The sequence below is a fragment of the Mycobacterium sp. IS-836 genome (assembly GCF_001954275.1).
Taxonomy (GTDB): domain Bacteria; phylum Actinomycetota; class Actinomycetes; order Mycobacteriales; family Mycobacteriaceae; genus Mycobacterium.
Genome location: NZ_MBEU01000059.1, coordinates 1 through 25,668, shown reverse-complemented (window position 1 = coordinate 25,668; position 25,668 = coordinate 1). Strand labels below are relative to the sequence as shown.

20 protein-coding genes are annotated in these 25,668 nt (G+C 69.4%); 18 read left to right on the top strand and 2 right to left on the bottom strand.

Features of this window, described 5'->3' with window-relative positions; genetic code table 11:
* Window positions 1-11 precede the first annotated feature (11 nt).
* Window positions 12-3,359 (bottom strand): bifunctional lysylphosphatidylglycerol synthetase/lysine--tRNA ligase LysX, encoded by a 3,348-nt coding sequence (gene lysX, locus A5747_RS16355; protein WP_083700500.1) that lies wholly within the window; start codon window positions 3,357-3,359, stop codon window positions 12-14.
* A 412-nt stretch (window positions 3,360-3,771) separates the two neighbouring features.
* Here lysX and infC point away from each other — a divergent pair, with 412 nt between their 5' ends.
* Genes infC through A5747_RS16335 form a run of 4 tightly spaced genes read left to right on the top strand, consistent with a single transcriptional unit; the run spans window position 3,772 to window position 5,822 of the window.
* Entirely contained in the window at window positions 3,772-4,368 is a 597-nt protein-coding gene (infC, locus tag A5747_RS16350) for a translation initiation factor IF-3 (protein ID WP_076126108.1), read from the top strand.
* Window positions 4,369-4,381: 13 nt separating this feature from the next.
* Complete coding sequence (rpmI, locus tag A5747_RS16345) at window positions 4,382-4,576, top strand: 50S ribosomal protein L35 (protein ID WP_076058850.1); 195 nt, start codon at window positions 4,382-4,384, stop codon at window positions 4,574-4,576.
* A gap of 38 nt (window positions 4,577-4,614) precedes the next feature.
* Window positions 4,615-5,004, top strand: coding sequence for a 50S ribosomal protein L20 (gene rplT, locus A5747_RS16340; protein WP_076058852.1), 390 nt, complete (start codon window positions 4,615-4,617; stop codon window positions 5,002-5,004).
* A gap of 26 nt (window positions 5,005-5,030) precedes the next feature.
* Window positions 5,031-5,822, top strand: a complete 792-nt coding sequence (locus A5747_RS16335) for an RNA methyltransferase (protein ID WP_076126052.1) — start codon at window positions 5,031-5,033, stop codon at window positions 5,820-5,822.
* An 8-nt stretch (window positions 5,823-5,830) separates the two neighbouring features.
* On the opposite strand, the gene A5747_RS16330 is transcribed toward A5747_RS16335, so the two are convergent.
* Complete coding sequence (locus A5747_RS16330) at window positions 5,831-6,850, bottom strand: oxygenase MpaB family protein (RefSeq protein ID WP_076126050.1); 1,020 nt, start codon at window positions 6,848-6,850, stop codon at window positions 5,831-5,833.
* A 212-nt stretch (window positions 6,851-7,062) separates the two neighbouring features.
* Here A5747_RS16330 and A5747_RS16325 point away from each other — a divergent pair, with 212 nt between their 5' ends.
* The 14 genes from A5747_RS16325 to A5747_RS16260 all read left to right on the top strand — a co-directional run.
* Window positions 7,063-7,977 carry an adenylate/guanylate cyclase domain-containing protein gene (locus tag A5747_RS16325; protein WP_369805116.1) on the top strand — a complete coding sequence of 305 codons (915 nt, stop codon included), beginning with the start codon at window positions 7,063-7,065 and terminating at the stop codon, window positions 7,975-7,977.
* Between the two features lie 18 nt (window positions 7,978-7,995).
* Complete coding sequence (locus A5747_RS16320; protein ID WP_076126048.1) at window positions 7,996-8,805, top strand: rhomboid-like protein; 810 nt, start codon at window positions 7,996-7,998, stop codon at window positions 8,803-8,805.
* Window positions 8,806-8,924: 119 nt separating this feature from the next.
* Window positions 8,925-9,968, top strand: a complete 1,044-nt coding sequence (pheS, locus tag A5747_RS16315) for a phenylalanine--tRNA ligase subunit alpha (RefSeq protein WP_076126046.1) — start codon at window positions 8,925-8,927, stop codon at window positions 9,966-9,968.
* Entirely contained in the window at window positions 9,968-12,466 is a 2,499-nt protein-coding gene (gene pheT / locus A5747_RS16310) for a phenylalanine--tRNA ligase subunit beta (RefSeq protein WP_076126044.1), read from the top strand. The genes pheS and pheT overlap by 1 nt, the downstream gene beginning before the upstream one ends.
* Before the next feature lie 43 nt (window positions 12,467-12,509).
* Window positions 12,510-13,553 carry an N-acetyl-gamma-glutamyl-phosphate reductase gene (argC, locus tag A5747_RS16305; RefSeq protein ID WP_076126103.1) on the top strand — a complete coding sequence of 348 codons (1,044 nt, stop codon included), beginning with the start codon at window positions 12,510-12,512 and terminating at the stop codon, window positions 13,551-13,553.
* Entirely contained in the window at window positions 13,550-14,764 is a 1,215-nt protein-coding gene (gene argJ / locus A5747_RS16300; RefSeq protein ID WP_076126042.1) for a bifunctional glutamate N-acetyltransferase/amino-acid acetyltransferase ArgJ, read from the top strand. Before argC ends, argJ begins: the two co-directional genes overlap by 4 nt.
* A 2-nt stretch (window positions 14,765-14,766) precedes the next feature.
* Window positions 14,767-15,648, top strand: coding sequence for an acetylglutamate kinase (gene argB, locus A5747_RS16295; protein ID WP_198938208.1), 882 nt, complete (start codon window positions 14,767-14,769; stop codon window positions 15,646-15,648).
* The gene (locus tag A5747_RS16290) at window positions 15,645-16,829 is read left to right on the top strand and encodes an acetylornithine transaminase (protein ID WP_076126038.1); all 1,185 of its coding nucleotides are present in this window, start codon (window positions 15,645-15,647) and stop codon (window positions 16,827-16,829) included. Before argB ends, A5747_RS16290 begins: the two co-directional genes overlap by 4 nt.
* Window positions 16,826-17,752, top strand: a complete 927-nt coding sequence (gene argF, locus A5747_RS16285) for an ornithine carbamoyltransferase (protein WP_076126036.1) — start codon at window positions 16,826-16,828, stop codon at window positions 17,750-17,752. Before A5747_RS16290 ends, argF begins: the two co-directional genes overlap by 4 nt.
* Window positions 17,749-18,243: an arginine repressor gene (locus A5747_RS16280; RefSeq protein WP_076058868.1), complete on the top strand. Its 495-nt coding sequence runs from the start codon at window positions 17,749-17,751 to the stop codon at window positions 18,241-18,243. The genes argF and A5747_RS16280 overlap by 4 nt, the downstream gene beginning before the upstream one ends.
* A gap of 13 nt (window positions 18,244-18,256) precedes the next feature.
* Window positions 18,257-19,453: an argininosuccinate synthase gene (locus tag A5747_RS16275; RefSeq protein WP_076126033.1), complete on the top strand. Its 1,197-nt coding sequence runs from the start codon at window positions 18,257-18,259 to the stop codon at window positions 19,451-19,453.
* Between the two features lie 88 nt (window positions 19,454-19,541).
* Window positions 19,542-20,966 (top strand): argininosuccinate lyase, encoded by a 1,425-nt coding sequence (argH, locus tag A5747_RS16270; protein ID WP_076126031.1) that lies wholly within the window; start codon window positions 19,542-19,544, stop codon window positions 20,964-20,966.
* A gap of 113 nt (window positions 20,967-21,079) precedes the next feature.
* A complete protein-coding gene (locus A5747_RS16265; RefSeq protein ID WP_076126030.1) occupies window positions 21,080-22,141 on the top strand; it encodes a type III polyketide synthase in 1,062 nt (353 codons plus the stop codon).
* A gap of 28 nt (window positions 22,142-22,169) precedes the next feature.
* Window positions 22,170-25,668: type I polyketide synthase (locus A5747_RS16260; protein WP_142245617.1), on the top strand; the 3,499-nt coding region annotated here is incomplete at its 3' end.

Here is a 25,668-nt window from a genome sequence, read left to right as displayed (position 1 = left end):
GCCGGCGCCCACTAGTGGGGCTTGGCCAGCGGAAATGGCAGGGTCTCGCGGATGCTGCGGCCGGTTATGAGCATGACGAGGCGATCGATGCCCATCCCGAGCCCGCCGGTGGGTGGCATCGCGTATTCCATCGCCTGCAGGAAGTCCTCGTCCAGCTCCATCGCCTCGGGATCGCCGCCGGCCGCCAACAGCGACTGCTCGTGCAGGCGGCGCCGCTGTTCCACCGGGTCGGTGAGTTCGCTGTACGCGGTGCCCAGCTCGACACCCCACGCCACCAGGTCCCACCGCTCGGCGACGCCGCGCCGACTGCGGTGGGGGCGGGTCAGCGGCGACACGGACGTCGGAAAGTCGATATAGAACGTCGGCCGCTCGGTCCGGTCCTCGACGAGGTGCTCGTAGAGCTCCAGCACCACCGCGCCGGCGTCCCACTGGGCCCGGTAGGGAATGTGCGCCGCATCGGCCAGCTTGCGCAGCGCGCTCAGCGAGGTCTCGGGGTCGACGCGTTCGCCGAGGGCTTCGGATACCGCGTCGTGCACGGTTTTCACTGGCCACACGCCCGAAATGTCGACGGGCTCAACGTCGGCGGCGTCGGGCCCGGGGTCCGTGCGGGGCCGCCACACTGTCTGCTCCCCGTTGGCGGCCTGGGCCGCGTTCTGGATGAGCTCGCGGCACCCGTCGATCCACGTCAGGTAGTCGGCGTGCGCCTGGTAGGCCTCCAGCAGGGTGAACTCGGGGTTGTGGCTGAAGTCCACCCCCTCGTTGCGGAACGCCCGGCCCAGTTCGAACACTCGCTCCACGCCGCCGACGCACAACCGCTTCAGGTAGAGCTCCGGCGCGATGCGCAAGAACAGGTCCATGTCGTAGGTGTTGATATGCGTGACGAACGGGCGGGCCGTGGCTCCGCCGTGGATCTGCTGCAGGATCGGGGTCTCGACTTCGATGAACCCCTTGGCGAACAGCGTCTCGCGGATCGAACGCAACACGCTGCTCCGGGCGGTGATCAAACCACGCGACTCGGTATTGACGGCCAGGTCGACGTAGCGGGTCCGCACTCGTGCCTCGGGGTCGGTCAGTCCTTTCCATTTATTCGGCAACGGCCGCAGGCACTTGCCGATCATCCGCCAGTCGCGCACGATCAGCGAGCGCGTCCCGTTCTTCGAAAAACCCATGTGCCCGGTCATCTCGACCAGGTCGCCCAGATCGATGGCCGCGTGGAAATCGGCGGTGCGGCCGCACTCCAGACGTGAATTGTCCAGCAGCACTTGCATTTCGCCCGACCAGTCACGCAACTGGGCGAACAGGACACCGCCGAAATCGCGGATCCGCAATATCCGGCCGGACACCGAGACGGCGTCCTGGTCGCCGGCGTCCAGCGCCTGCGCGACGCTGTGAGTTGGCGGGGAGCCGACGGGGTAGGCGTCAATGCCGGTGCGGCGCAGCGTCTTCAGCTTGGTCATGCGCACCCGCACCTGCTCGGGCAGGCGGGACCTGAACTCGTCCTCGTCTTCGTCGATGCCCTCGTCGCTTCTGAGCCCGCTGACATCCGGGGCCGACCCGTCGTGGTGCAGCAACCCCGATTCCGCCAGCCGGGCGGGTACCGCGGGGTGGTGTCCGGTGTGCAGCTTGTCGCGCCGCCTGAACGGCAGCACGAGGAAACCCTCGGCGATGACCGACGCGACGCCCACCCGGGGGATCAACCGGGCGTCTTCGTAGCAGGCATAGCGGGGCACCCACTCGGGTTGGTATTTCATGTTCGAGCGGTACAACGTCTCCAGCTGCCACCACCGCGAGAAGAAGATCAATAGCCCGCGCCACAGCCGGGCGATCGGACCGGCGCCGAGTTGGGCACCTTGCTCGAACGCTGACCGGAACATCGCGAAGTTCAGCGAAATGCGGGAAATACCAAGGGTTTCGGCGTTCAGGGCGAGATCGCTGACCATCAGCTCGATGGTGCCGTTGGGAGATTGCGGAGAGCGCCGCATCAGATCCAGGGAGACGCCGGTGGTTCCCCAGGGGACCAGCGACAGCATGGCGACCACTTGGCCGTGCGGGTCGATCGCCTCGACCAGCAGGCAGTCCCCGTCGGCCGGATCGCCCAGCCGGCCCAGCGCCATGGAAAAGCCTCGCTCGGTTTGGGTGTCGCGCCAGGAGTCGGCGCGCGAGATGGTGTCCGTCATCTCCTCGGGGGAGATGTCGCGGTGCCGCCGGATGCGCACCGTCAGCCCGGCCCTGCGGGCCCGCGTCACGGCCTGGCGGACCCCGCGCATGTCCGGGCCGGACAGTTTGAATTCGGAGGTCCGCAGAATCGCCTCGTCGCCCAGCTCGAGCGCGTTGAGGCCGGCCTCCCGATACACCTGCGCGCCTTGCGAACTGGCGCCCATGACACCGGGCGCCCAGCCGTAGGTCTGGCACAGACCCAACCACGCATCCACGGCCTGCCGCCAGGCGCGCGGGTCGCCCACCGGGTCGCCGCTGGCGAGGCAGACACCGATTTCGACGCGATAGGTGATGGCCGCGCGGCCGCTGTGCGCGAACACCACCGACTTGTCGCGACGGGTCGCGAAGTAGCCCAGGGAGTCGTTTTTGCCCCACAGCTCCAGCAGGCCGCGGATGGCCGACTCGTCCTCACCCGTCAGCGCGTTGTCGGCGCGCTGGGACTGGAACAGCACGATCGTCGCGGCGATCAACGCGAGCGCGCCGAACAACCCGAAGATCGCGTTCATCAGCACGTGCGGCCTGCCGGTGAACAGGGTGGGGTCCGCGAGGGCGAAGCCGACCACCCGGTTGGCCACGTAGGGCAGGCGGTCTTGCCGCGCAAGCGATCCGGGGAACAGCTCGACGAGACCCCAGGACAGCAGGATGCCGATGACGTCGCCGACGACCAGTACCGCGGCCGCCTTGAACAGCGCGGCCTTGCGGACCTTGGCCCAGAACTCCCGATAGCCCAAAACCAGCAGGACGATCGCGACGACGTGCACGGCGAACCCGAGGTTCTCGCCGAAGGTCTCGGCGGCGGTGTTGTCGCCCGCCGCGATGTCGGCGGCATTCCAGAACGCGGCGAGGATCATCTGGCCGAGCAGCAGCAGCCAGGCGATGCGTTTGCGCGCGGTCAGGGCCGCCGCCAGCAAGGCCAGCACGAACGACCAGGCGAGGCTGGTGTCCGGGAAGTTGAACAGGTAGTCGTTGATGAACTCGCGCGGGACCTTGATCAGCCAGCGGAACAGTGGCGACACGCTGCCCACCAGCGACAGGGTGGCGATGACGCCAACGGTCCAGCCAGCCGCCGCCGGTACCCAGTGATACCGGGAGCGCGACCGGCTGCCAGACCGAGGGCCCGAGCCAGCAGAAGCGAGTGTCACAGACCGCGAGGATATTCCCTCTACCCGTGAAATGCCTCGTGATGCGAAAGAGTTTGTCGGCCGCGTCGCCGGACTCGCGAGTGCTGGCGGGCGGCTCACGGCTGCTAAACTGTCCGTCGCGACCATCCCGGCGAAAGCCAGGACAGTTAAGTGGAGTCCCACTCCCACCGCTAGCCGCGAGAAGGTTTCCGTCTCGGTCACGGCGACACGGTCCGGTCACGGGCATTGCATAATGCCTGCTCCGCGCATGGCGGGGGCGGCTTGACCCACGGATCAAGCCGCGATCGGTCGGCATTGGGCCCTGCTTGTGCAGGGCCTTTTTGCTGGTGGTGTGGTGTTCCCACCGCTGACTTCGGACGGGCCCAGGCACTGGTCGTGATTGGACGACCACAAGCCCAACAAGGGAGGCCCCATCAGCACTGAGACCCGCGTCAACGAGCGCATTCGCGTACCTGAAGTCCGATTGATTGGCCCAGGGGGGGAGCAGGTAGGCATCGTGCGTATCGAAGACGCACTGCGCGTCGCCGCAGACGCCGATCTCGACCTTGTCGAAGTCGCCCCGAACGCCAGACCCCCGGTCTGCAAGATCATGGACTACGGCAAGTACAAGTACGAGGCGGCGCAGAAGGCGCGCGAATCCCGCCGGAACCAGCAGCAGACCGTCGTCAAAGAGCAAAAGCTTCGACCCAAGATCGACGATCACGACTACGAGACCAAGAAGGGCCACGTGGTCCGCTTCCTGGAAGCGGGATCGAAGGTAAAGGTCACCATCATGTTCCGCGGACGTGAGCAGTCGCGGCCCGAGCTGGGCTACCGATTGCTGCAGCGGCTGGGCGCGGACGTCGCCGACTACGGCTTCGTCGAGACGTCGGCCAAGCAGGACGGCCGCAACATGACGATGGTGCTGGCACCGCACCGCGGCGCGAAGACCCGCGCCAGGGCGCGTCACCCCGAAGGACCCGAGGCCGCGCCCGCGGCCGATCCGAATACCGCAGAACAGCAGAACTAGAACCAGAGGAAATATGCCCAAGGCCAAGACCCACAGCGGGGCTTCCAAGCGGTTCCGGCGCACCGGGACCGGAAAGATCGTCCGGCAAAAAGCCAATCGCCGGCATCTGCTCGAGCACAAGCCCACCAAGCGGACCCGGCGGCTGGACGGCCGCACCACGGTTTCAGCCAACGACACCAAGCGCATCAACGCTTTGTTGAACGGCTGACCCTGACCATTTACGTCTGAACGAGAGTAGGAACATCCATGGCACGCGTGAAGCGGGCGGTCAACGCCCACAAGAAGAGGCGCAGCGTTCTGAAGGCCTCGAAGGGCTATCGCGGCCAGCGATCCCGGCTCTATCGCAAAGCCAAAGAGCAGCAGCTGCATTCGCTGAACTACGCCTACCGCGACCGCCGCGCGCGCAAGGGCGAATTCCGCAAATTGTGGATCTCGCGGATCAACGCCGCCGCGCGCGCCAATGACATCACCTACAACCGGCTGATCCAGGGTCTCAAGGCCGCGGGTGTGGAAGTGGACCGCAAGAACCTCGCCGATATCGCGATCGCCGACCCGGCGGCGTTCACCGCGCTCGTCGACGTCGCCCGGGCGGCACTGCCCGAGGACGTCAACGCCCCCTCGGGAGAGGCTGCCTGAGTTCCCGTTCGCGGCAGGTCGTTTCGGTGCTGACCGAACGCTCCGCGAGGGTGTCCGCGGCGGTCAAACTGCATCGCCACGTCGGCCGGCGGCGGGCGGGGAAATTTCTCGCCGAAGGCCCCAATCTGGTGGAGGCCGCGTCGCTGCGCGGACTGGTCCGGGAGGTATTCGTCACCGAGTCGGCGGCGCGGCGCCATGGGGCGCTGCTCGCCAAGCAACAGGCGCCCGTTCACCTGGTGACCGAGCGTGCCGCAAAAGCCTTGTCCGACACCGTCACTCCCGCGGGGATGGTGGCGGTGTGCGACGTCCCGGCCATCGGACTCGAGGACGCGCTGGCCGACGACCCCCGGCTGGTCGCAGTCGCCGTCGAGATCAGCGAGCCGGGCAATGCGGGCACGGTGATACGCATCGCCGACGCCATGGGCGCCGCGGCCGTGATCTTGGGCGGGCACAGCGTCGACCCGTACAACGGCAAGTGCTTGCGCGCGTCCGCCGGCAGCATTTTCGCGATCCCGGTCGTCACCGAGCCCGACGTCCACGCCGTCCTCACGGCGCTGCGCGCCGCCGGGCTGCAGGTGCTGGCGACCACGATCGACGGCGAGACCCGTCTCGACGAGGCCGGAGAACTGCTCGGCACGCCGACGGCATGGCTGTTCGGGCCCGAATCGCACGGTCTGCCAGCCGAAATCGCCGACGGGGCGGATCACCGGGTGTGCATCCCGATGTCCGGCGGCGCGGAGAGCCTGAACGTGGCCGCGGCCGCGGCGATCTGTCTCTACCAGAGCGCGCGGGCCCTGGCCGCGCCGACGCGGCCTTAGCGGCCCTCCTACGCTGCCTTTCCGCGACCCCTAGCCGGGCGCATGCCGGCCAGCGAGAGCGTGGTGTGCACCAGCGACCCGGCGCGCTCCATCAGCGACTTGCGCGGCGGGAAGTAGTGCATCGGCAGCCCGCGGCGATCACGCGGCGGCGCCACGAATTCCGGTGCCTCGACCAACGGCGCGTCACCCGGAATCCGCCCCTGGGCGCGCCGGTATGCGGCCAACGCGCGCGGGTGCAAGCGGATCTCGTCGGGGACGGCCAGGAAGGCCAGCTCGACCATCTTGCCGAAGATGCGCAACAACACCTCGTCGCCCGGCGTCCAGCGCATGCCCGCCTTCTCGCGCACCGCGGGCTCGAACAGACCCGCCGCGATCCAGCGCTGACCGGCCACCAACGGCCTGAACAATTGATCCCAGATCGGCGTCGGCATCAGGATGAACTTCGGCTTGGGGATGCGAATCTGGAAGATGTCCAGCGTCGCCTGGTTGATTTCCAGCTCCTCGCGGCACACCCGGTCCCAGTACTCCTGGAATTCCTCCCAGGATTTCGGCACCGGCCGCATGCTCATCCCGTACATCCGGTACCACCGGACATGCTCGTCGAACAGCTGCCGCTTCTCCGCCTCGGTCAAGCCCCCGCAGAAGTACTCGGCCACCTTGATGACGAGCATGAAGAACGTGGCGTGCGCCCAGTAGAAGGTCTCCGGGTTCAGGGCGTGGTAGCGGCGCCCCGCGGTGTCGGTCCCCTTGATGGTGTCGTGGTAGCGCTTGATCTGCTCACCGGTCTGCGCGGCCCGCTCGCCGTCGTAGACGACGCCCATGATGGGGTACACCGACCGGGTCACGCGCTGCAGCGGCTCACGCAGCAGGATCGAGTGCTCCTCGACCCCCGCGCCGAGTTCCGGATACATGTTCTGGATAGCCCCGATCCAGATGCCCATCATCCCGGTGCGCAAATCGCCAAAGTACTTCCAGGTGAGGGAATCTGGCCCGAGCGGATCAGCGGACGCAGTCGACGCGGCAGTCATCACGGCCTCCTAGTACTACCTGCGCTCACGATAACTTTGACAACGCGTGTTGTCTATGATTTCGGGCCTCGGCGCGGCCGGGTGTTACCGAGTTTCGATGCCGGCGTGGCCGGCCGGTAATCCGGTGTCAATCAGGGCCTTCTATGCGAGATGTGACACAACCGAAGCGGGCGTCATTGCCTGCGTCAGCCGGAACTACTTACCCTGGCCAAGTGGAGCGCGCACCTGGCGATCCGGTCCCGGGTGAGCCCCAGGAAACGGACTCTGAATCGGTGACCACGGCGGCGCCCCCCGATTCGAAACTTCGCTCTCCGGCGCAGTGGTTGCGCACGACCAACCACAGCCCCGGCGTGGTGGCGTTCGTGCGGCGGGCGCGACGGCTGTTGCCCGGCGACCACGAGTTCGGCGACCCGCTGTCCACCGCGGGTGAGGGTGCGCCGCGGGCGGCGGCGCGCGCCGCCGACCGGCTGCTGGGGGATCGCGACGCCGCGTCGCGCGAGCTCAGCCTCGGCGTGCTGCAGGTGTGGCAGGCGCTGACCGAGGCGGTGTCCCGACGGCCGGCCAACCCGGAAGTGACGCTGGTATTCACCGATCTCGTCGGCTTTTCGACGTGGTCGCTGCACGCCGGGGACGACGCGGCGCTCGCCCTGCTGCGGCAGGTGGCGCGGGCGGTCGAACCGCCGCTGCTCGACGCGGGAGGGCACATCGTCAAGCGGATGGGCGACGGGCTGATGGCAGTGTTCGGCGATCCGACGGTCGCCGTGCGGGCCGTGCTGGCCGCCAAGGACGAGCTGAGATCGGTCGACGTGGACGGCTACACGCCGCGGATGCGGGTCGGGATCCACACCGGACGCCCGCAGCGGATGGCCGCCGACTGGCTCGGCGTCGACGTCAACATCGCCGCCCGCGTGATGGAACGGGCCACCAAGGGCGGAATCATGGTGTCGAGTTCGTCACTCGACCGGATACCCCAAACCGCGCTGGACGCGATGGGCGTCGTCGCCAAACGTGCACGTAAACCGGTATTCGCGCCGAAGACCGCCGGCGTCCCCGCGGACCTGGCGATCTATCGCCTGCGGACTCTTAGGGAGTTGACAGCCTCCGATCACACTTCGGAAACAAATTAGCCCGCATAATAGACACCGATGATTGGGGGCATCTTCTCCCGGCTGGCCCGGGTCCGGTTCACCATTGGATACGTGGCGATTCTGCTCGCCATCAGTTGCGCGATCCTGGCGCTCGGCCCGCACGCGCACGACGTGCTCGTTCAGCGCGCCAGCACCAACCTGCACAACCTGGCGCACGGCCATGTGGGCACGCTGCTGGGCAGCGCGCTGGTCGTCGATGCCGGCCCGCTCTACTTCTGGTTGCCGTTCCTGACGTGCCTGCTCGCCCTCGCCGAACTGCATTTGCGCACCATCCGGCTGATCATGGCGTTCGTCGTCGGCCACATCGGCGCGACCCTGGTGGTGGCCGCCGCGCTCGCGGCGTCGGTCGAGTTCGGCTGGCTGCCGATTTCGATCGCCCACGCCAGCGACGTGGGAATGAGCTATGGCGCCCTCGCGGTGCTGGGCGCGATGACGGCGGTGATTCCGTCGCGGTGGCGTGCGGCGTGGGTCGGCTGGTGGGTGGCGGCCGGCGTGGCGTCGGCAATCATCGGTGGTGACTTCACCGACGCCGGGCACACCGTCGCCGTCGTGCTGGGCGTCCTGGTGTCCGCGCGATTCCGCCAGCCAATCCGGTGGACCCCGGTACGCGTCCTGATGCTGGCGGCGTCCTCAGGGTTTGGGTTCCTGATGCTGGCGCATCACTGGGGAACGATGGCCGCCGCGTCGTCGTTCGGCGTCCTGGGCGCCGCAGCGGCCTACGCGGTCGCGCAGTTCGTCGCGCGCCGCGGCGTGCTCGCGCTGGCCGCCGACGCGCCAGCCGGTCTGCAGCCGGTCATGGCGGGCTAGGCGCCCCTCGGCGTCTCCTAGCACGCCGAGCGCCGTGCACCGAATCCCCTATGATCGGCATTTGCGCTGGGCGCATCCAGCCGTTCCAACAGCCTCGTCAGCAAGGAGAGTGTCGCCGCGTGGGCGATCAACCCGTCGACCTGTCGCCGGAAGCGTTGACCAATGCGGTCGATGCCGCCCGGCAGGCCATCGCACACGCGGGTGACCTGGAGGCGCTGGCGCTCGTCAAGACCGAGCACCTCGGTGACCGCTCGCCGCTCGCACTGGCGCGACAAGCGTTGGCCGCCTTGCCCAAGGACCGGCGCGCGGACGCCGGCAAGCGCGTCAACACCGCACGCAGCGAGGCCCAGCGCAGCTATGACGAACGGCTGGCGACCCTGCGCGCCGAGCGCGACGCGGCCGTACTGGTCGCCGAGGGCATCGACGTCACGTTGCCGTCGACGCGCCAGCCAACCGGCGCCCGGCACCCGATCACGATATTGGCCGAGCACGTCGCCGACACCTTCATCGCGATGGGATGGGAGCTGGTCGAGGGGCCGGAGGTCGAGACCGAGCAGTTCAACTTCGACGCCCTGAACTTCCCGCCCGACCACCCGGCGCGCAGCGAACAGGACACCTTCTATGTCGCGCCGGAGGGTTCGCGGCAGGTGCTGCGCACGCACACCTCGCCGGTGCAGGTACGCACCCTGCTCGAGCGCGAGCTGCCCGTCTACATCATCTCGATCGGCCGCACGTTCCGTACCGATGAACTCGACGCCACCCATACGCCCGTCTTCTACCAAGTCGAAGGGTTGGCCGTCGACCGCGGCCTGACCATGGCCCACCTGCGGGGAACACTGGACGCGTTCGCGCGTGCGGAGTTCGGTCCCGCGGTGCGCACCCGGTTCCGGCCGCACTTCTTCCCGTTCACCGAACCGTCCGCCGAGTTCGACGTGTGGTTCACCGACAAGAAGGGCGGCGCCGACTGGGTGGAGTGGGGCGGCTGCGGCATGGTGCATCCAAACGAGTTGCGTGCCGCGGGGATCGACCCCGACGTCTACTCCGGCTTCGCGTTCGGGATGGGCCTGGAACGCACGCTGCAGTTCCGCAACGGCATTCCCGACATGCGGGACATGGTCGAGGGGGACGTCCGGTTCTCGTTGCCCTTCGGGGTGGGTGCCTGATGCGCATTCCGTATAGCTGGCTGCGCGAGGTCGTCGCGGAAGGTGCTCCCGGCTGGGACGTCGCCCCCGGCGACCTCGAGCAGACCCTGGTGCGCATCGGCCACGAGGTCGAAGAAGTCGTCACGCTCGGTCCGGTCGACGGACCGCTGACCGTTGGGCGGGTCACCGGCATCGAGGAGCTCACCGAGTTCAAGAAGCCGATCCGGGCGTGTCTCGTCGACGTCGGCGAGGGACAGCCCCGCCATATCGTTTGTGGGGCAACCAATTTCGTCGTCGGCGACCTGGTCGTGGTGGCGCTGCCCGGCACCACGCTGCCCGGCGGGTTCGCCATCAGCGCGCGCAAAACCTACGGTCGCAACTCCGACGGAATGATCTGCTCGACGGCCGAACTCGGGTTGGGCGCAGACCATTCCGGAATCTTGGTGCTGCCACCCGGCACGGCCGAACCCGGGGCCGACGGCGCCGGCGTGCTCGGATTGGACGACGTCGTCTTCCACCTGGCCATCACCCCCGACCGCGGCTACTGCATGTCGGTGCGCGGCCTGGCCCGTGAGATCGCCTGCGCCTACGACCTGGACTTCGTCGACCCCGCGGAGGTCAAGCCGCTGCCCGTCGAGGGCGAGGCGTGGCCACTGACGGTGCAGGCCGAAACGGGCGTTCGGCGATTTGCGCTGCGGCCGGTCACCGGCATCGACCCCGCCGCGGTGTCGCCATGGTGGTTGCAGCGCCGGCTGCTGCTCTGCGGCATCCGCGCGACCTCCCCGGCCGTCGACGCCACCAACTACGTGATGCTGGAACTGGGCCACCCCATGCACGCCCACGACCGCAACCGCATCAGCGGCGGCCTCGGCGTGCGGTTCGCCCGGCCCGGCGAGACGGTCGTCACCCTCGATGACGTCGAGCGCAAGCTCGATCCGGTCGACGTCCTCATCGTCGATGACGCGGCCACGGCGGCGATCGGCGGCGTGATGGGTGCGGCCAGCACCGAGGTGCGCGCCGATTCCACCGACGTGCTGCTGGAGGCCGCGGTATGGGACCCGGCCGCGGTGTCGCGCACCCAGCGGCGGCTGCACCTGCCCAGCGAGGCCGCCCGTCGTTATGAGCGCGCCGTGGACCCGGCCATTTCGGTGGCCGCGCTGGACCGGTGTGCCGCACTGCTCGCCGACATCACCGGAGGAGCGGTGTCCCCGACCCTGACCGATTGGCGTGGTGACCCGCCGCGTGACGACTGGTCCCTGCCGCCGATCCGGATAGCCGTCGACCTGCCGGACCGCGTCGCGGGCGTCGCCTATGCCCCGGGCACGACCGCCCGGCGGCTGGCCCAGATCGGCGCGTTGGTCGTGGAAGAAGTCGCCGAAGATGGCGGCATGTTGACCGTGACCCCGCCGAGTTGGCGACCCGATCTCGTGCAGCCCGCCGACCTGGTGGAGGAGGTGCTGCGGCTGGAGGGCCTCGAGGACATCCCGTCGGTGCTGCCGTCGGCGCCCGCGGGGCGGGGACTAACCGCGGTGCAGAAGCGCCGCCGCGCCATCGGCAAGTCGCTCGCGCAATCCGGCTACGTTGAGGTCCTGCCGACACCGTTTCTGCCCGCCGGCGTGTTCGACCTCTGGGGCCTGCCCGCAGACGACCCGCGGCGCAACACCACCCGTGTGCTCAATCCGCTGGAAGCGGATCGCCCGGAGCTCGCCACTACGCTGCTGCCCGGTCTGCTGGAAGCGTTGGGGCGCAACGTGTCCCGCGGTCTCGTCGACGCCGCGCTGTTCGCCATCGCCCAGGTGGTGCAGCCGACCGAGCAGACTCGCGGCGTCGAGCTCATCCCCGTGGACCGCCGCCCGACCGAAGCCGAGATCGCGATGCTGGACGCGTCGTTGCCCCGGCAACCGCAGCACGTCGCCGTCGTGCTGGCCGGTCTGCGTGAACCACGCGGCCCCTGGGGCCCCGGGCGGGCCGCGGATGCCACCGATGCGTTCGAGGCGGTGCGAATCATCGCGCGCGCCAGCGGAGTTGACGTGAGCCTGCGGGCGGCCCAATGTCTGCCCTGGCATCCGGGCCGCTGCGCCGAGGTGCTCGTCGGGGAGACCCGCGTCGGTCACGCGGGCCAACTGCATCCCGCCGTGATCGAGCGCTCGGGGCTGCCGAAGGGCACCTGCGCGCTGGAGCTGAACCTCAATGCGCTTCCGATCGTCGAGGCGTTGCCGGCCCCCAGGGTGTCGCCGTTCCCGGCGGTGTTTCAGGACGTCAGCCTGGTGGTGTCGGCCGACGTGCCGGCCCAGGCGGTGGCGGACGCCGTGCGCGAGGGGGCGGGCGCGCTGCTGGAGGACATTCAGCTGTTCGACGTGTTCACCGGCCCGCAGATCGGTGAGCATCGCAAGTCGCTGACGTTCGCGCTGCGCTTCCGCGCGCCGGATCGCACGCTGACCGAGGACGACGCCAGCGCCGCGCGCGACGCCGCCGTGCGGCGCGCCGCCGAGGCCGTGGGCGCGGAACTACGCATGTAGCATTGATTTGCAAACTAATGCATAACCATGCAGAATGGTCGAAATGGCCGACGTTCTCAAGGTGGCGGTTGCCGGTGCCAGCGGCTACGCGGGTGGCGAGATCCTCCGCCTGCTGGTCGGGCATCCTGCCTACGCCGACGGCCGGCTCACGATCGGTTCGGTGACCGCCGCCGCCAGCGCCGGCAGCGCGCTGGGCGAGCATCATCCGCACCTGACGCCGCTGGCGCAGCGGGTGGTCGAGCCCACCGAGCTCGCCGTCCTGAGCGGCCATGACGTCGTGTTCCTCGCGCTTCCGCACGGGCATTCGGCGGCGCTGGCCGAACAGCTCGGCCCCGACACCCTGATCGTCGACTGCGGCGCGGACTTCCGGCTCGGCGACGCCGTCGCGTGGGAGCGGTTCTACGGGTCCCCGCACGCCGGCAGCTGGCCCTACGGGCTGCCGGAGCTGCCCGGGGCGCGGGAGCGGCTGCGCGGCACCCGCCGCATCGCGGTGCCGGGGTGCTATCCCACCGCGGCGCTGCTGGCGCTGTTGCCCGCGGTGGCCGAGGACCTCGTCGAACCCGCCGTCACCGTGGTCGCCGTCAGCGGCACCTCGGGGGCCGGTCGCGCGGCCAAGACCGACCTGCTCGGCTCCGAGGTCATCGGGTCGGCGCGGGCCTACAACATCGCCGGCGCCCACCGGCACACGCCCGAGATCGCGCAGGGGCTGCGGGCCGTCACCGATCGCGACGTCACGGTGTCGTTCACACCGGTACTCATCCCGACGTCACGCGGCATCCTGGCCACCTGCACCGCACGCACCCGGTCCCCGCTTTCACAACTGCGCGCCGCCTACGAAAAGGCTTATGACGCAGAGCCTTTCGTCCATCTGCTGCCGGACGGCCAGTTGCCCCGCACCGGGTCGGTCATCGGCAGCAACGCGGCCCACATCGCCGTCGCGGTGGACGAGGCCGCCGAGACGTTCGTCGCGATCGCCGCGATCGACAACCTGGTCAAGGGCACGGCCGGTGCCGCCGTGCAGTCGATGAACCTGGCGCTGGGTTGGCCTGAGGCCGAAGGCCTTTCGGTGGTCGGAGTGGCGCCGTGACCTCCACGACCGCCGAGGCGCGGCTGCTGCGTGAGCAGGGCGTCACCGCCCCGGCCGGGTTCCGCGCCGCCGGCATTGCCGCCGGGATCAAGGCATCGGGCGCCCGTGACCTCGCCCTCGTCTTCAACGAAGGGCCCGACTACGCCGCCGCCGGGGTGTTCACCCGCAACCGGGTCAAGGCCGCGCCGGTGCTCTGGACCCAGCAGGTGCTGACCACCGGAGCGCTGCGCGCGGTGATCCTCAACTCCGGCGGGGCGAACGCCTGCACCGGGCCCGGCGGGTTCCAGGACGCCCACGCCACCGCGGAGGCGGTGGCCGCGGCGCTGTCGGACTGGGGAACCGAGACCGGGGCCATCGAGGTCGGGGTCTGCTCCACCGGGCTGATCGGCGACCGGCTGCCAATGGACAAGGTGCTGGCCGGGGTTCGCGAGATCGTGCACGAGATGGCCGGCGGGCTGACCGGCGGGGACGACGCCGCGCACGCCATCATGACCACCGATACCGTGGCCAAACAGGTTGCGCTGCATCATCGGAACAACTGGACGGTCGGCGGGATGGCCAAAGGTGCGGGCATGCTCGCGCCGTCGCTGGCCACCATGCTGTGCGTCCTCAGCACCGACGCGGTCGCCGACGCGGCAGCGCTCGACGCCGCGCTGCGCGGCGCCGCCGCCCGCACGTTTGACCGACTCGACATCGACGGCTGCTGTTCCACCAACGACACCGTGCTGCTGCTGGCGTCGGGCGCCAGCGGGATCGCGCCGCCGCAGGCCGATCTCGACGAGGCGGTGCTGCGGGTCTGCGACGACCTGTGCGCGCAGCTGCAGGCCGACGCCGAGGGCGTCACCAAGCGCATCACCGTGACGGTGACCGGCGCGGCGTCCGAGGACGACGCGCTGACCGCTGCCCGGGCGGTCGCCCGCGACAGCCTGGTCAAGACGGCGCTGTTCGGGTCGGACCCCAACTGGGGCCGCGTGCTCGCGGCCGTGGGCATGACGCCGGTCGCCTTCGAACCGGATCGAATCAACGTGTCGTTCAACGGTTCCGCGGTGTGCGTCGACGGAGTCGGGGCCCCCGGCGCGCGCGAGGTGGATCTGTCGGGCGCGGACATCGATGTCACCGTCGACCTGCGCGTCGGCGACGCCTCTGCCGCCATCCGCACCACCGACCTCTCGCACGGTTACGTCGAAGAGAATTCGGCCTATAGCTCATGACCATGAAGATCGAAGAGTTGACCACCGTGGTCAAGGCGCAGGTGCTCGCCGAGGCCCTGCCCTGGCTCAAGCAGCTGCACGGCAAGATCGTCGTGATCAAATACGGCGGCAACGCCATGACCGACGACACGCTGCGGCACGCCTTCGCCGCCGACATGGCCTTCCTGCGCAACTGCGGCGTCCACCCTGTCGTCGTGCACGGCGGCGGGCCACAGATCACCGCGATGCTGCGCCGCCTCGGCATCGAGGGCGACTTCAAGGGCGGATTCCGGGTCACCACACCGGAAGTGCTCGACGTGGCGCGGATGGTGCTGTTCGGACAGGTCGGCCGCGAACTGGTGAACCTGATCAACGCACACGGGCCCTACGCCGTCGGCATCACCGGCGAGGACGCGCAGCTGTTCACCGCGGTCCGGCGCAGCGTCACCGTCGACGGTGTGGCCACCGACATCGGTCTGGTGGGCGACGTCGATCAGGTCAACACGGCGGCGGTGCTGGATCTGATTGCGGCGCGCCGCATTCCGGTGGTGTCGACGCTCGCGCCCGACGCCGATGGCGTGGTGCACAACATCAACGCCGACACCGCCGCGGCGGCGCTGGCCGAAGCCCTGGGAGCAGAAAAGCTGTTGATGCTGACCGATGTCGAAGGCCTGTACACCAGTTGGCCCGACCGCGATTCGCTGGTCAGCGAAATCGACACCGCCACACTGGCGCAATTGCTACCCACGCTGGAGGCCGGCATGATCCCCAAGGTCGAAGCCTGCCTGCGCGCGGTCACGGCCGGTGTGCCCAGCGCACACGTCATCGACGGGCGGGTCGAACACTGCGTGCTGGTGGAGCTTTTCACCGACGCGGGCACGGGCACCAAGGTGGTTTCGGCATGACCCATACCGACGAGCTACGGCAGCGGTGGGAAGCCGTGATGATGCACAACTACGGCACCCCGCCGGTCGCGTTGGCCAGCGGGGAGGGCGCCGTCGTCACCGACGTCGACGGCAAGACGTACCTGGACCTGCTCGGCGGCATCGCAGTCAACGTGCTCGGCCATCGCCACCCCGCCATCGTCGAAGCCGTGACGCATCAGGTCGCGACGCTGGGCCACACGTCCAACCTGTATGCCACCGAACCCGCCATCGCGCTGGCCGAAGAACTGGTCGGGCTGCTGGGCGCGGACGCGCAGACCCGGGTGTTCTTCTGCAACTCCGGGACCGAGGCGAACGAGATGGCGTTCAAGCTGTCGCGGCTCACCGGACGCACGAAACTCGTTGCCGCACAAGAGGCTTTCCACGGCCGGACGATGGGCTCCCTGGCCTTGACCGGTCAGCCCAGCAAGCAGGCGCCGTTTGCGCCGCTGCCCGGTGAGGTCACACACGTCCCGTACGGCTCGGTGGATGCGCTGGCGGCCGCCGTCGACGACGACACCGCCGCGGTGTTCCTCGAACCGATCATGGGGGAGAGCGGCGTCGTCGTCCCGCCCGAGGGCTACCTGGTCGCGGCCCGCGACATCACTGCCCGGCACGGGGCCCTGCTGGTCCTCGACGAGGTACAGACCGGAATGGGCCGCACCGGCGCGTTTTTCGCCCACCAGCACGACGGCATCACCCCCGACGTGGTGACGCTGGCCAAGGGGCTCGGCGGCGGGCTGCCGATCGGGGCCTGCCTGGCCGTCGGGCCGGCGGCCGAGCTGGTGACGCCGGGCCTGCACGGCAGCACCTTCGGCGGCAACCCCGTCTGCACCGCCGCGGCGCTGGCCGTGTTGCGCGTCCTGGCCGCCGACGACCTCGTCCGGCGTGCCGAGGTGCTGGGCAAGACGATCCGGCACGGCATCGAAAGGCTCGGGCACCCGCTGATCGACCACGTTCGCGGCCGCGGCCTGCTGTGGGGTGTGGTGCTGTCCGCGCCGCGGGCCAAGGACGCCGAGGCGGCCGCCCGCAGCGCGGGATTCCTGGTGAACGCCGCCGCTCCCGACGTCATCCGGCTGGCGCCGCCGCTGATCATCACCGAATCCCAGATCGAGGGCTTCATCGCCGCCCTGCCGGGGATCCTCGATAGGGCCGCAACATGATTCGGCATTTCCTGCGCGACGACGACCTCGCACCGGCCGAGCAGGCCGAGGTCCTGCAGCTGGCCGCGGACCTGAAGAAGGACCCGTTCGCCCGTCGCCCCCTCGAGGGTCCGCGCGGCGTCGCGGTCCTCTTCGACAAGAACTCCACCCGCACCCGGTTCTCGTTCGAGGTTGGTATCGCCCAGCTCGGCGGGCATGCCGTCGTCGTCGATGCCCGCAGCACCCAGCTGGGCCGCGAAGAGACGTTGCAGGACACCGCCCAGGTGTTGTCCCGCTACGTCGAGGCCATCGTGTGGCGGACGTTCGGGCAGGACCGGCTCGACGCCATGGCCTCGGCGGCGACGGTGCCGGTGGTGAACGCGCTGTCCGACGAGTTCCATCCCTGCCAGGTGCTCGCCGACCTGCAGACCATCGCCGAACGCAAGGGGACGCTGCACGGGCTGCGGCTGTCCTACTTCGGCGACGGCGCCAACAACATGGCCCATTCGCTGATGCTCGGCGCCGTCACCGCCGGCATCCACGTCACTGTCGCCGCGCCCGACGGCTTCGCGCCCGACCCGGCCGTCGTGGCCGCCGCCGAGCAGCGCGCGCGGGCCACCGGCGCGTCGGTGCTGGTCACCCCCGATGCGGAGGCCGCCGCGGCAGGCGCCGACGTCCTGGTGACCGACACCTGGACGTCGATGGGGCAGGAGGACGACGGACTGGACCGCCGCACCCCGTTCCGGCCGTATCAGCTCAACCCGCGACTCGTCGGCCTGGCGGATTCGGAAGCCATTGTGCTGCACTGCCTTCCGGCCCACCGCGGGGACGAGATCACCGACGAGGTGATGGACGGGCCGCGCAGCGCGGTGTGGGACGAGGCCGAGAACCGCCTGCATGCCCAGAAGGCGCTGCTGGTGTGGCTGTTGGAGCGGTCGAAATGACCCGCAGCAAGCCCACCCCCGAAACCACCCGCGCCGGCCGGCAGGCCCGCATCGTCGCGATCCTGTCGTCGTCGTCGATCAGCAGCCAGAGCGAACTGGCGGTGCGGCTGGCCGACGAGGGCATCGACGTCACCCAGGCCACGCTGTCGCGCGACCTCGAGGAGCTCGGCGCGGTGAAGCTGCGCGGCGCGGACGGCGGCGTCGGGGTCTACGTCGTCCCCGAGGACGGCAGCCCGGTGCGCGGGGTCTCCGGCGGCACCGCGCGGCTGTCGCGGCTGCTGGGCGAGCTGCTGGTGTCCGTCGACTCCAGTGCGAACCTGGCGGTGCTGCGCACCCCGCCCGGCGCAGCCGACTATTTGGCCAGCGCAATCGACCGGGCGGCGCTACCGTACGTGGTCGGCACGATCGCCGGCGATGACACCCTCTTCGTGGCCGCCCGCGAGCCGATGACCGGCGCCGAGCTGGCCGCCACTCTCGAGAGCCTCAAATAAAGGAGATTGACTCATGTCAGAACGCGTCATCCTGGCGTATTCCGGCGGTTTGGACACCTCGGTGGCGATCAGCTGGATAGGCAAGGAGACCGGCCGTGAGGTCGTGGCGGTCGCGATCGATCTGGGCCAGGGCGGCGAGGACATGGAAGTCGTGCGCCAACGGGCCCTGGACTGCGGCGCGGTCGAGGCCGTTGTTGTCGACGCCCGGGACGAATTCGCCGAGGGATATTGCCTGCCGACGGTGTTGAACAACGCGCTGTACATGGACCGCTACCCGCTGGTGTCCGCGATCAGCCGGCCGCTGATCGTCAAGCACCTCGTGGCGGCCGCCCGCGAGCACGGGGGCGGCATCGTCGCGCACGGCTGCACCGGCAAGGGTAACGACCAGGTCCGGTTCGAGGTCGGATTCGCCTCGCTGGCACCGGATTTGGAGGTGTTGGCGCCGGTGCGCGACTACGCGTGGACGCGGGAGAAGGCGATCGCGTTCGCCGAGGAGAACGCGATCCCGATCGGCGTCACCAAACGCTCGCCGTTCTCCATCGACCAGAACGTGTGGGGCCGCGCCGTGGAGACCGGATTCCTCGAGCACCTGTGGAACGCGCCCACCAAGGACATCTACGCCTACACCGAAGACCCCACCCTGAACTGGAGCACGCCCGACGAGGTGATCATCGGGTTCGAGCGGGGCGTGCCGGTGTCCATCGACGGCAAGCCGGTGTCGATGCTGCAGGCCATCGAGGAACTCAACACCCGCGCCGGCGCGCAGGGCGTGGGACGGCTCGACGTCGTCGAGGACCGGTTGGTCGGCATCAAGAGCCGCGAAATCTACGAGGCGCCAGGCGCGATGGTGCTCATCACCGCGCACACCGAGCTCGAACACGTCACCCTCGAGCGCGAACTCGGTCGCTTCAAACGGCACACCGACCAGCGCTGGGCCGAGCTGGTGTACGACGGGCTGTGGTACTCACCGCTCAAGGTCGCGCTGGAGAGCTTCGTCGCCAAGACGCAGGAGCACGTGTCCGGGGAGGTGCGAATGGTGTTGCACGGCGGCCACATTGCGGTCAACGGCCGCCGCAGCGCGCAATCGCTCTACGACTTCAACCTCGCCACCTACGACGAGGGCGACAGCTTCGACCAGTCGGCCGCGAAGGGCTTCGTCTACGTGCACGGGTTGTCATCGAAGATCGCCTCCCGCCGGGACCTGCAGTGAGTTTTCTTGGCCGCGAGTGTGAAATGTGCGACGCGACACGCCGTCGAAGCGTCGTGAGATTCACACTCGCGGATGGGGTGAGAGGCCGGTGAGCACTCGCGAGGGATCACTGTGGGGCGGGCGGTTCGCCGACGGCCCGTCCGAGGCGCTGGCCGCGCTGAGCAAGTCCACCCACTTCGACTGGGTGCTGGCGCCCTACGACATCACCGCGTCGCGGGCCCACACCATCGTGCTGTTCCGGGCCGGGCTGCTCAACGAGGAGCAGCGCGACGGGCTGCTGGCGGGGCTGGACAGCCTCGCCGAGGATGTGGCCGACGGCAGCTTTTCGCCGCTGGTCAGCGACGAAGACGTGCACGCCGCCCTGGAGCGCGGCCTGATCGACCGGGTCGGGCCCGACCTGGGTGGCCGGCTGCGCGCCGGCCGGTCGCGCAACGATCAGGTGGCCACGCTGTTCCGGATGTGGCTTCGCGACGCCGTGCGGCGGGTCGCCGCCGGGGCGCTCGACGTCGTCGCGGCGCTGGCAGCCCAGGCCGCCGCCCACCCGAACGCCATCATGCCCGGCAAGACCCACCTGCAGTCGGCGCAGCCCATCCTGCTGGCCCATCATCTGCTGGCACACGCGCATCCCTTGCTGCGCGACGTCGACCGGATCGTCGACTTCGACAAGCGTGCCGCGGTGTCCCCGTACGGCGCGGGCGCGCTGGCTGGCACGTCGCTGGGACTGGACCCCGACGCGATCGCCGCGGACCTGGGCTTCGCCGCCTCGGCGGACAACTCCGTCGACGCGACCGCGGCCCGGGATTTCGCCGCGGAAGCCGCGTTCGTGTTCGCCATGATCGGCGTGGACCTATCCCGGCTCGCCGAGGACATCATCATCTGGAGCTCGACGGAGTTCGGCTACGTCACCCTGCACGATTCGTGGTCCACCGGCAGCTCGATCATGCCGCAGAAGAAGAATCCCGACATCGCCGAGCTGGCGCGCGGCAAGTCGGGGCGGCTGATCGGAAACCTGGCCGGCCTGCTGGCGACACTGAAGGCCCAGCCGCTGGCCTACAACCGTGACCTGCAGGAAGACAAGGAACCGGTGTTCGACTCCGTGGCCCAGCTGGAGCTGCTGCTGCCGGCGATGGCGGGCCTGGTGGCCAGCCTGACGTTCAACGTCGAGCGGATGGCGGCGCTGGCCCCGGCGGGCTACACGCTGGCCACTGATATCGCCGAATGGCTTGTGCGCCAGGGAGTCCCGTTCCGATCCGCGCACGAGGCCGCCGGCGCCGCCGTGCGCACGGCCGAGGAGCGCGGCGTCGGGCTCGAGGAGCTGACCGACGACGAGCTGGCCGCCATCAGCTCCGACCTGACGCCGCAGGTCAGGGAGGTGCTGACGATCGAAGGCTCGGTGTCGGCGCGCGACGCCCGGGGAGGCACCGCGCCGACCCGGGTCGCCGACCAACTCGACGGGGTCCTGGCCAGCTCCGAGCGGCTCAAAGAGCGGCTGCAACAGCAGCTGGCGGGCTGAAACGAGACTGCCCGTTTCTTTGCCGTTAATTTGCGAGCGGACTAAGCTTCCATCAGCTAAGCAATCCGGGTGAACCGTCGTGTCCGGGAGTACGTGACCAGGGGGTGGGTCCAATGAGCGTCATCGCGGGCGTGTTCGGTGCGTTGCCGCCACATCGCTACTCCCAGCGCGAGCTCACCGACTTTTTCGTCAGCATTCCGGAGTTCGAGGGTTACGAGGACATCGTTCGGCAGCTGCACACCAGCGCCAAGGTCAACAGCCGCCACCTGGTCCTCCCGCTGGAGAAGTATCCGACGCTCAAAGACTTCGGCACGGCGAACCGGATCTTCATCGAAAACGCCGTGGACCTCGGCTGTGAGGCGCTGGTGGGGGCGCTGGACGAGGCGGGGCTGCGACCCCAAGACCTCGACGTGCTCGTCACGACGACGGTCACCGGGCTGGCGGTGCCGTCGCTGGATGCCCGGATCGCCGGGCGGCTCGGGCTGCGCGACGACGTGCGCCGGGTGCCGCTGTTCGGGTTGGGCTGCGTGGCCGGGGCCGCGGGGGTGGCCCGGCTGAACGACTACCTGCGCGGCGCGCCGGACGGGGTCGCGGCGCTCGTGTCGGTCGAGCTTTGCTCGCTGACCTACCCGGGATACAAGCCGTCGCTGGCGGGCATGGTCGGCAGCGCATTGTTTGCTGACGGTTCTGGTGCGGTGGTCGCGGTCGGCGAGCGTCGCGCGGAACAGATCGGCGCCGCCGGGCCGACCGTCGTCGATTCCCGCAGCCACCTCTATCCCGACTCGCTGCGCACGATGGGCTACGACATCGGCACGACGGGATTCGAACTGGTGCTGTCCAAGGACGTCGCCGCGGTGGTCGAGCAATACATCGAAAAGGACGTCACTGAGTTCCTGGCCGCCCACGGCCTGACCACCGACGACATCGGCGCCTTCGTCAGCCACCCCGGTGGCCCGAAGGTCATCGAAGCGATCAACGCCGCCCTGTCCCTGCCGCCGGAGGCTTTGGAGCTGACCTGGCGCTCACTCGGTGAGATCGGCAACCTGAGCTCGGCGTCGGTGCTGCACGTGCTGCGCGACACCATCGGCAAGCGGCCGCCCAGCGGCAGCCCAGGCCTGATGCTCGCGATGGGTCCCGGATTCTGCTCTGAACTTGTGTTGTTGCGCTGGCACTGATGCGCGATCCGTGTTCGGCGGGGGTCGTATGAACAGCAAGCAGGACGAACTCGTCGAGGCCCTCCGCAAGTCCCTCAAGGAAAACGAGCGACTGAAGCGGGAGAACCGCGAGTACCTGGCCGTGGCGACCGACCCGATCGCGGTGGTGGGGATGGCGTGCCGGTATCCGGGCGGCGTGGATTCCCCGGAGGCCTTGTGGGACATGGTCGTCGAGGGCCGCGACGTGGTGTCCGAGTTCCCGTCCGATCGCGGCTGGGATCTGGGCGGCCTGTTCGACCCCGACCCCGACGCGATCGGCAAGGCGTACACCCGGTGCGGCGGATTCCTGGCGGACGCCGCAGATTTCGACGCGGCATTCTTCGGCATCGCGCCCAGCGAGGCGCTCGCGATGGATCCGCAGCAGCGCTTGTTGATGGAAGTGTCGTGGGAAGCGTTGGAGCGGGCCGGAATTGATCCGTTGACGCTGCGCGGGTCGGCGACGGGCGTGTTCGCCGGGATATTCCACGGTTCGTACGGCGGCCAGGGCCGGGTGCCCGGAGAGCTGGAGAGATACGGGCTGCGCGGTTCGACGCTGAGCGTCGCCTCGGGCCGCGTCGCCTACGCGCTGGGCTTGGAGGGGCCGGCGGTGTCGGTGGACACCGCGTGTTCGTCGTCGTTAGTGGCGCTGCACTTGGCCGCGCGCTCACTGAGATCGGGCGAGTGCGATCTGGCGTTGGTCGGCGGGGTGACGGTCATGGCAACCCCCGCGATGTTCATCGAATTCAGTCGGCAGCGCGCGCTGGCCGCCGACGGACGGTGCAAGGCGTATGCGGGTGCGGCCGACGGAACCGGCTTCTCCGAGGGCGTCGGGGCGCTGGTGCTGGAGCGGTTGGCCGATGCGCGGCGGATGGGCCACCCGGTACTCGCGGTGGTCCGCGGCTCGGCCGTCAACCAGGACGGCGCGTCCAACGGCCTGGCGACCCCGAACGGGCCGGCGCAGCAGCGGGTGGTGCGGGCCGCACTGACCAACGCGCGGCTGAATACGGCCGACGTGGATCTGGTGGAGGGCCATGGCACCGGCACCACGCTGGGCGACCCGATCGAGGCCCAGGCGCTGCTGGCAACCTATGGACAGAATCGGCCGGCGGATCGTCCGCTGTGGCTGGGTTCTATCAAATCGAACATGGGGCATACCTCGGCCGCCGCGGGCGTGGCCGGGGTGATCAAGATGGTGCAGGCGATCCGCCACGGGCTGATGCCGCGGACGCTGCACGTGGATGTGCCCACGCCGCATGTGGATTGGTCGGCGGGGGCCGTCTCGTTGTTGACCGAACCCCGGGCATGGTCGGCGGGGGGCGGTCCGCGCCGGGCCGGGGTGTCGTCGTTCGGAATCAGCGGGACTAATGCGCATGTGATCTTGGAAGAGGCCCCGGCGGACGCGCGGGCACTGGAAAGCGTTGGCGCGTCGGGCGATAACGACATGCCGGTGGTGCCGTGGGTGTTGTCCGCGCGGTCGGCCGAGGCACTCACAGCTCAGGCGCAGCGGCTGTTGACGCACGTTGGCGCCGATCTTGATCCGGCCGACGTGGGCTGGTCGTTGGTGTCGACGCGTTCGGTGTTCGAGCATCGGGCGGTGGTGGTGGGCGCTGACCGCGAGCAGCTGCTGGCCGGATTGGCCGGGCTGGCGGCCGGTGAGCCCGGCGCGAATGTCGTGGTGGGCCGTGCCCGCGCGGTGGACAGGACGGTTTTCGTTTTCCCCGGCCAAGGCTCCCAATGGGTCGGCATGGGGGCCCAATTGCTCGACACGTCAAAGGTTTTCGCCGATCACATGCACCGATGCGATAAGGCGCTCGGCGAACACGTGGAATGGTCCCTGATCGATGTCATCCGGGGCGCGGTGGGCGCCCCGGGGCTGGACCGGGTCGACGTGGTGCAGCCGGTGCTGTGGGCGGTGATGGTGTCGCTGGCCGAATTGTGGCGTTCGGTGGGCGTCCGCCCGGACGCGGTGATCGGCCACTCGCAGGGCGAGATCGCGGCGGCGTACGTCGCGGGTGCGTTGTCGCTGGAGGACGCCGCCCGGGTCGTCGCGCTGCGGAGCAGGCTGCTGGTGCGGTTGGCTGGTTCCGGGGGGATGGTCTCGCTGGCGTGCGGCCTGGAGCGAGCGCGCGCGTTGCTGGAACCGTGGGGGGATCGGCTCAATATTGCTGCCGTCAACGGTGTTTCGGCGGTCGTCGTCTCCGGTGAGGTGACGGCACTCGAGGAACTGATGCCACGCAGCGAGGCGGATGGCGTCCGGGCGCGCAGGATCGATGTCGACTATGCCTCGCACTCCGCGCAGGTGGACGCGATCCGTGAGCCGCTCGCCGAGGCGCTGGCAGGCATAGCGCCACGTTCGTCCTCGGTCGCCTTCTTCTCCACGGTCACCGGCGAGCTCATGGACACCGCCGGCCTGAACGCCGAGTACTGGTACCGGAGCATCCGGCAGACCGTGCAGTTCGAACGCGCGGTGCGCGCCGCGCGCGATAGCGGCCATCAGGCTTTCATCGAATCCAGTCCCCATCCGGTGTTGCTCGCCGGCATCGAGGTAACCCTGACCGATCGGAATGCCGCCGACGCCGTCGTCATTCCCTCGCTGGGCCGCGAGGACGGTGGGCTCGACAGGTTCTGGCTGTCGGTCGGTCAGGCTCACGTCGCGGGCGTGTCCGTGAACTGGCGGGCGGCGTTCGTGGGCGGGTGTCAGGTTCCGTTGCCGACGTACGCCTTTCAGCGGCAGCGGTTTTGGTTGCCCGAGATGGGCACCGGAACCGGTGACATGGGTGCCCTGGGTTTGGCGGGGGCCGAGCATGGCTTGCTGGGCGCGGTGGTCCACGGGCCCGACTCGGGCGGCGTGGTGCTCACCGGCCGGCTCTCGGTGGCTGCGCAACCGTGGCTGGCCGATCACGCGGTGGCCGGGGTGGTGCTGTTCCCGGGTGCCGGGTTCGTCGAGTTGGCGTTGCGCGCCGGCGACGAGGTCGGTTGCACCGTGGTGGAGGAGCTCACGCTGTCGGCGCCGCTGCTGTTGCAACCGGCCGAGGGCGTGCGGATCCAGGTGGTGGTGGGCGCCCCGACGGGTTCGGGCAGCCGGACGGTGTCGGTGTATTCGCTTGCGGCTGAGCCCGGTTCGGCCTGGGTGTTGCACGCCGAGGGCGCGCTGAGCGCAGGAACGGTGCAGCCGGCCGCGGATCTGTCGGTCTGGCCGCCGGTGGGGGCGACGCCGGTAGACGTGGTCGATGCGTACGAGCAACTGGCCGATCGGGGTTATGAGTACGGGCCGGCGTTCCGGGGCCTGCGGGCCATGTGGCAGCGGGGCGACGAAGTGTTCGCTGAGGTCGCTGTCCCCGAGGCCGCCGGAGGGGAGATCGGCGGCTTCGGAATCCACCCCGTGGTGTTGGACGCGGCCCTGCACGCGATGGGCGTGGCCGGCGAACAGGCCGAGACGATGCTGCCGTTTTCCTGGCAGGGCGTGTGTCTGCACGCAGCCGGGGCATCGAGGGTCCGGGTGCGGATCG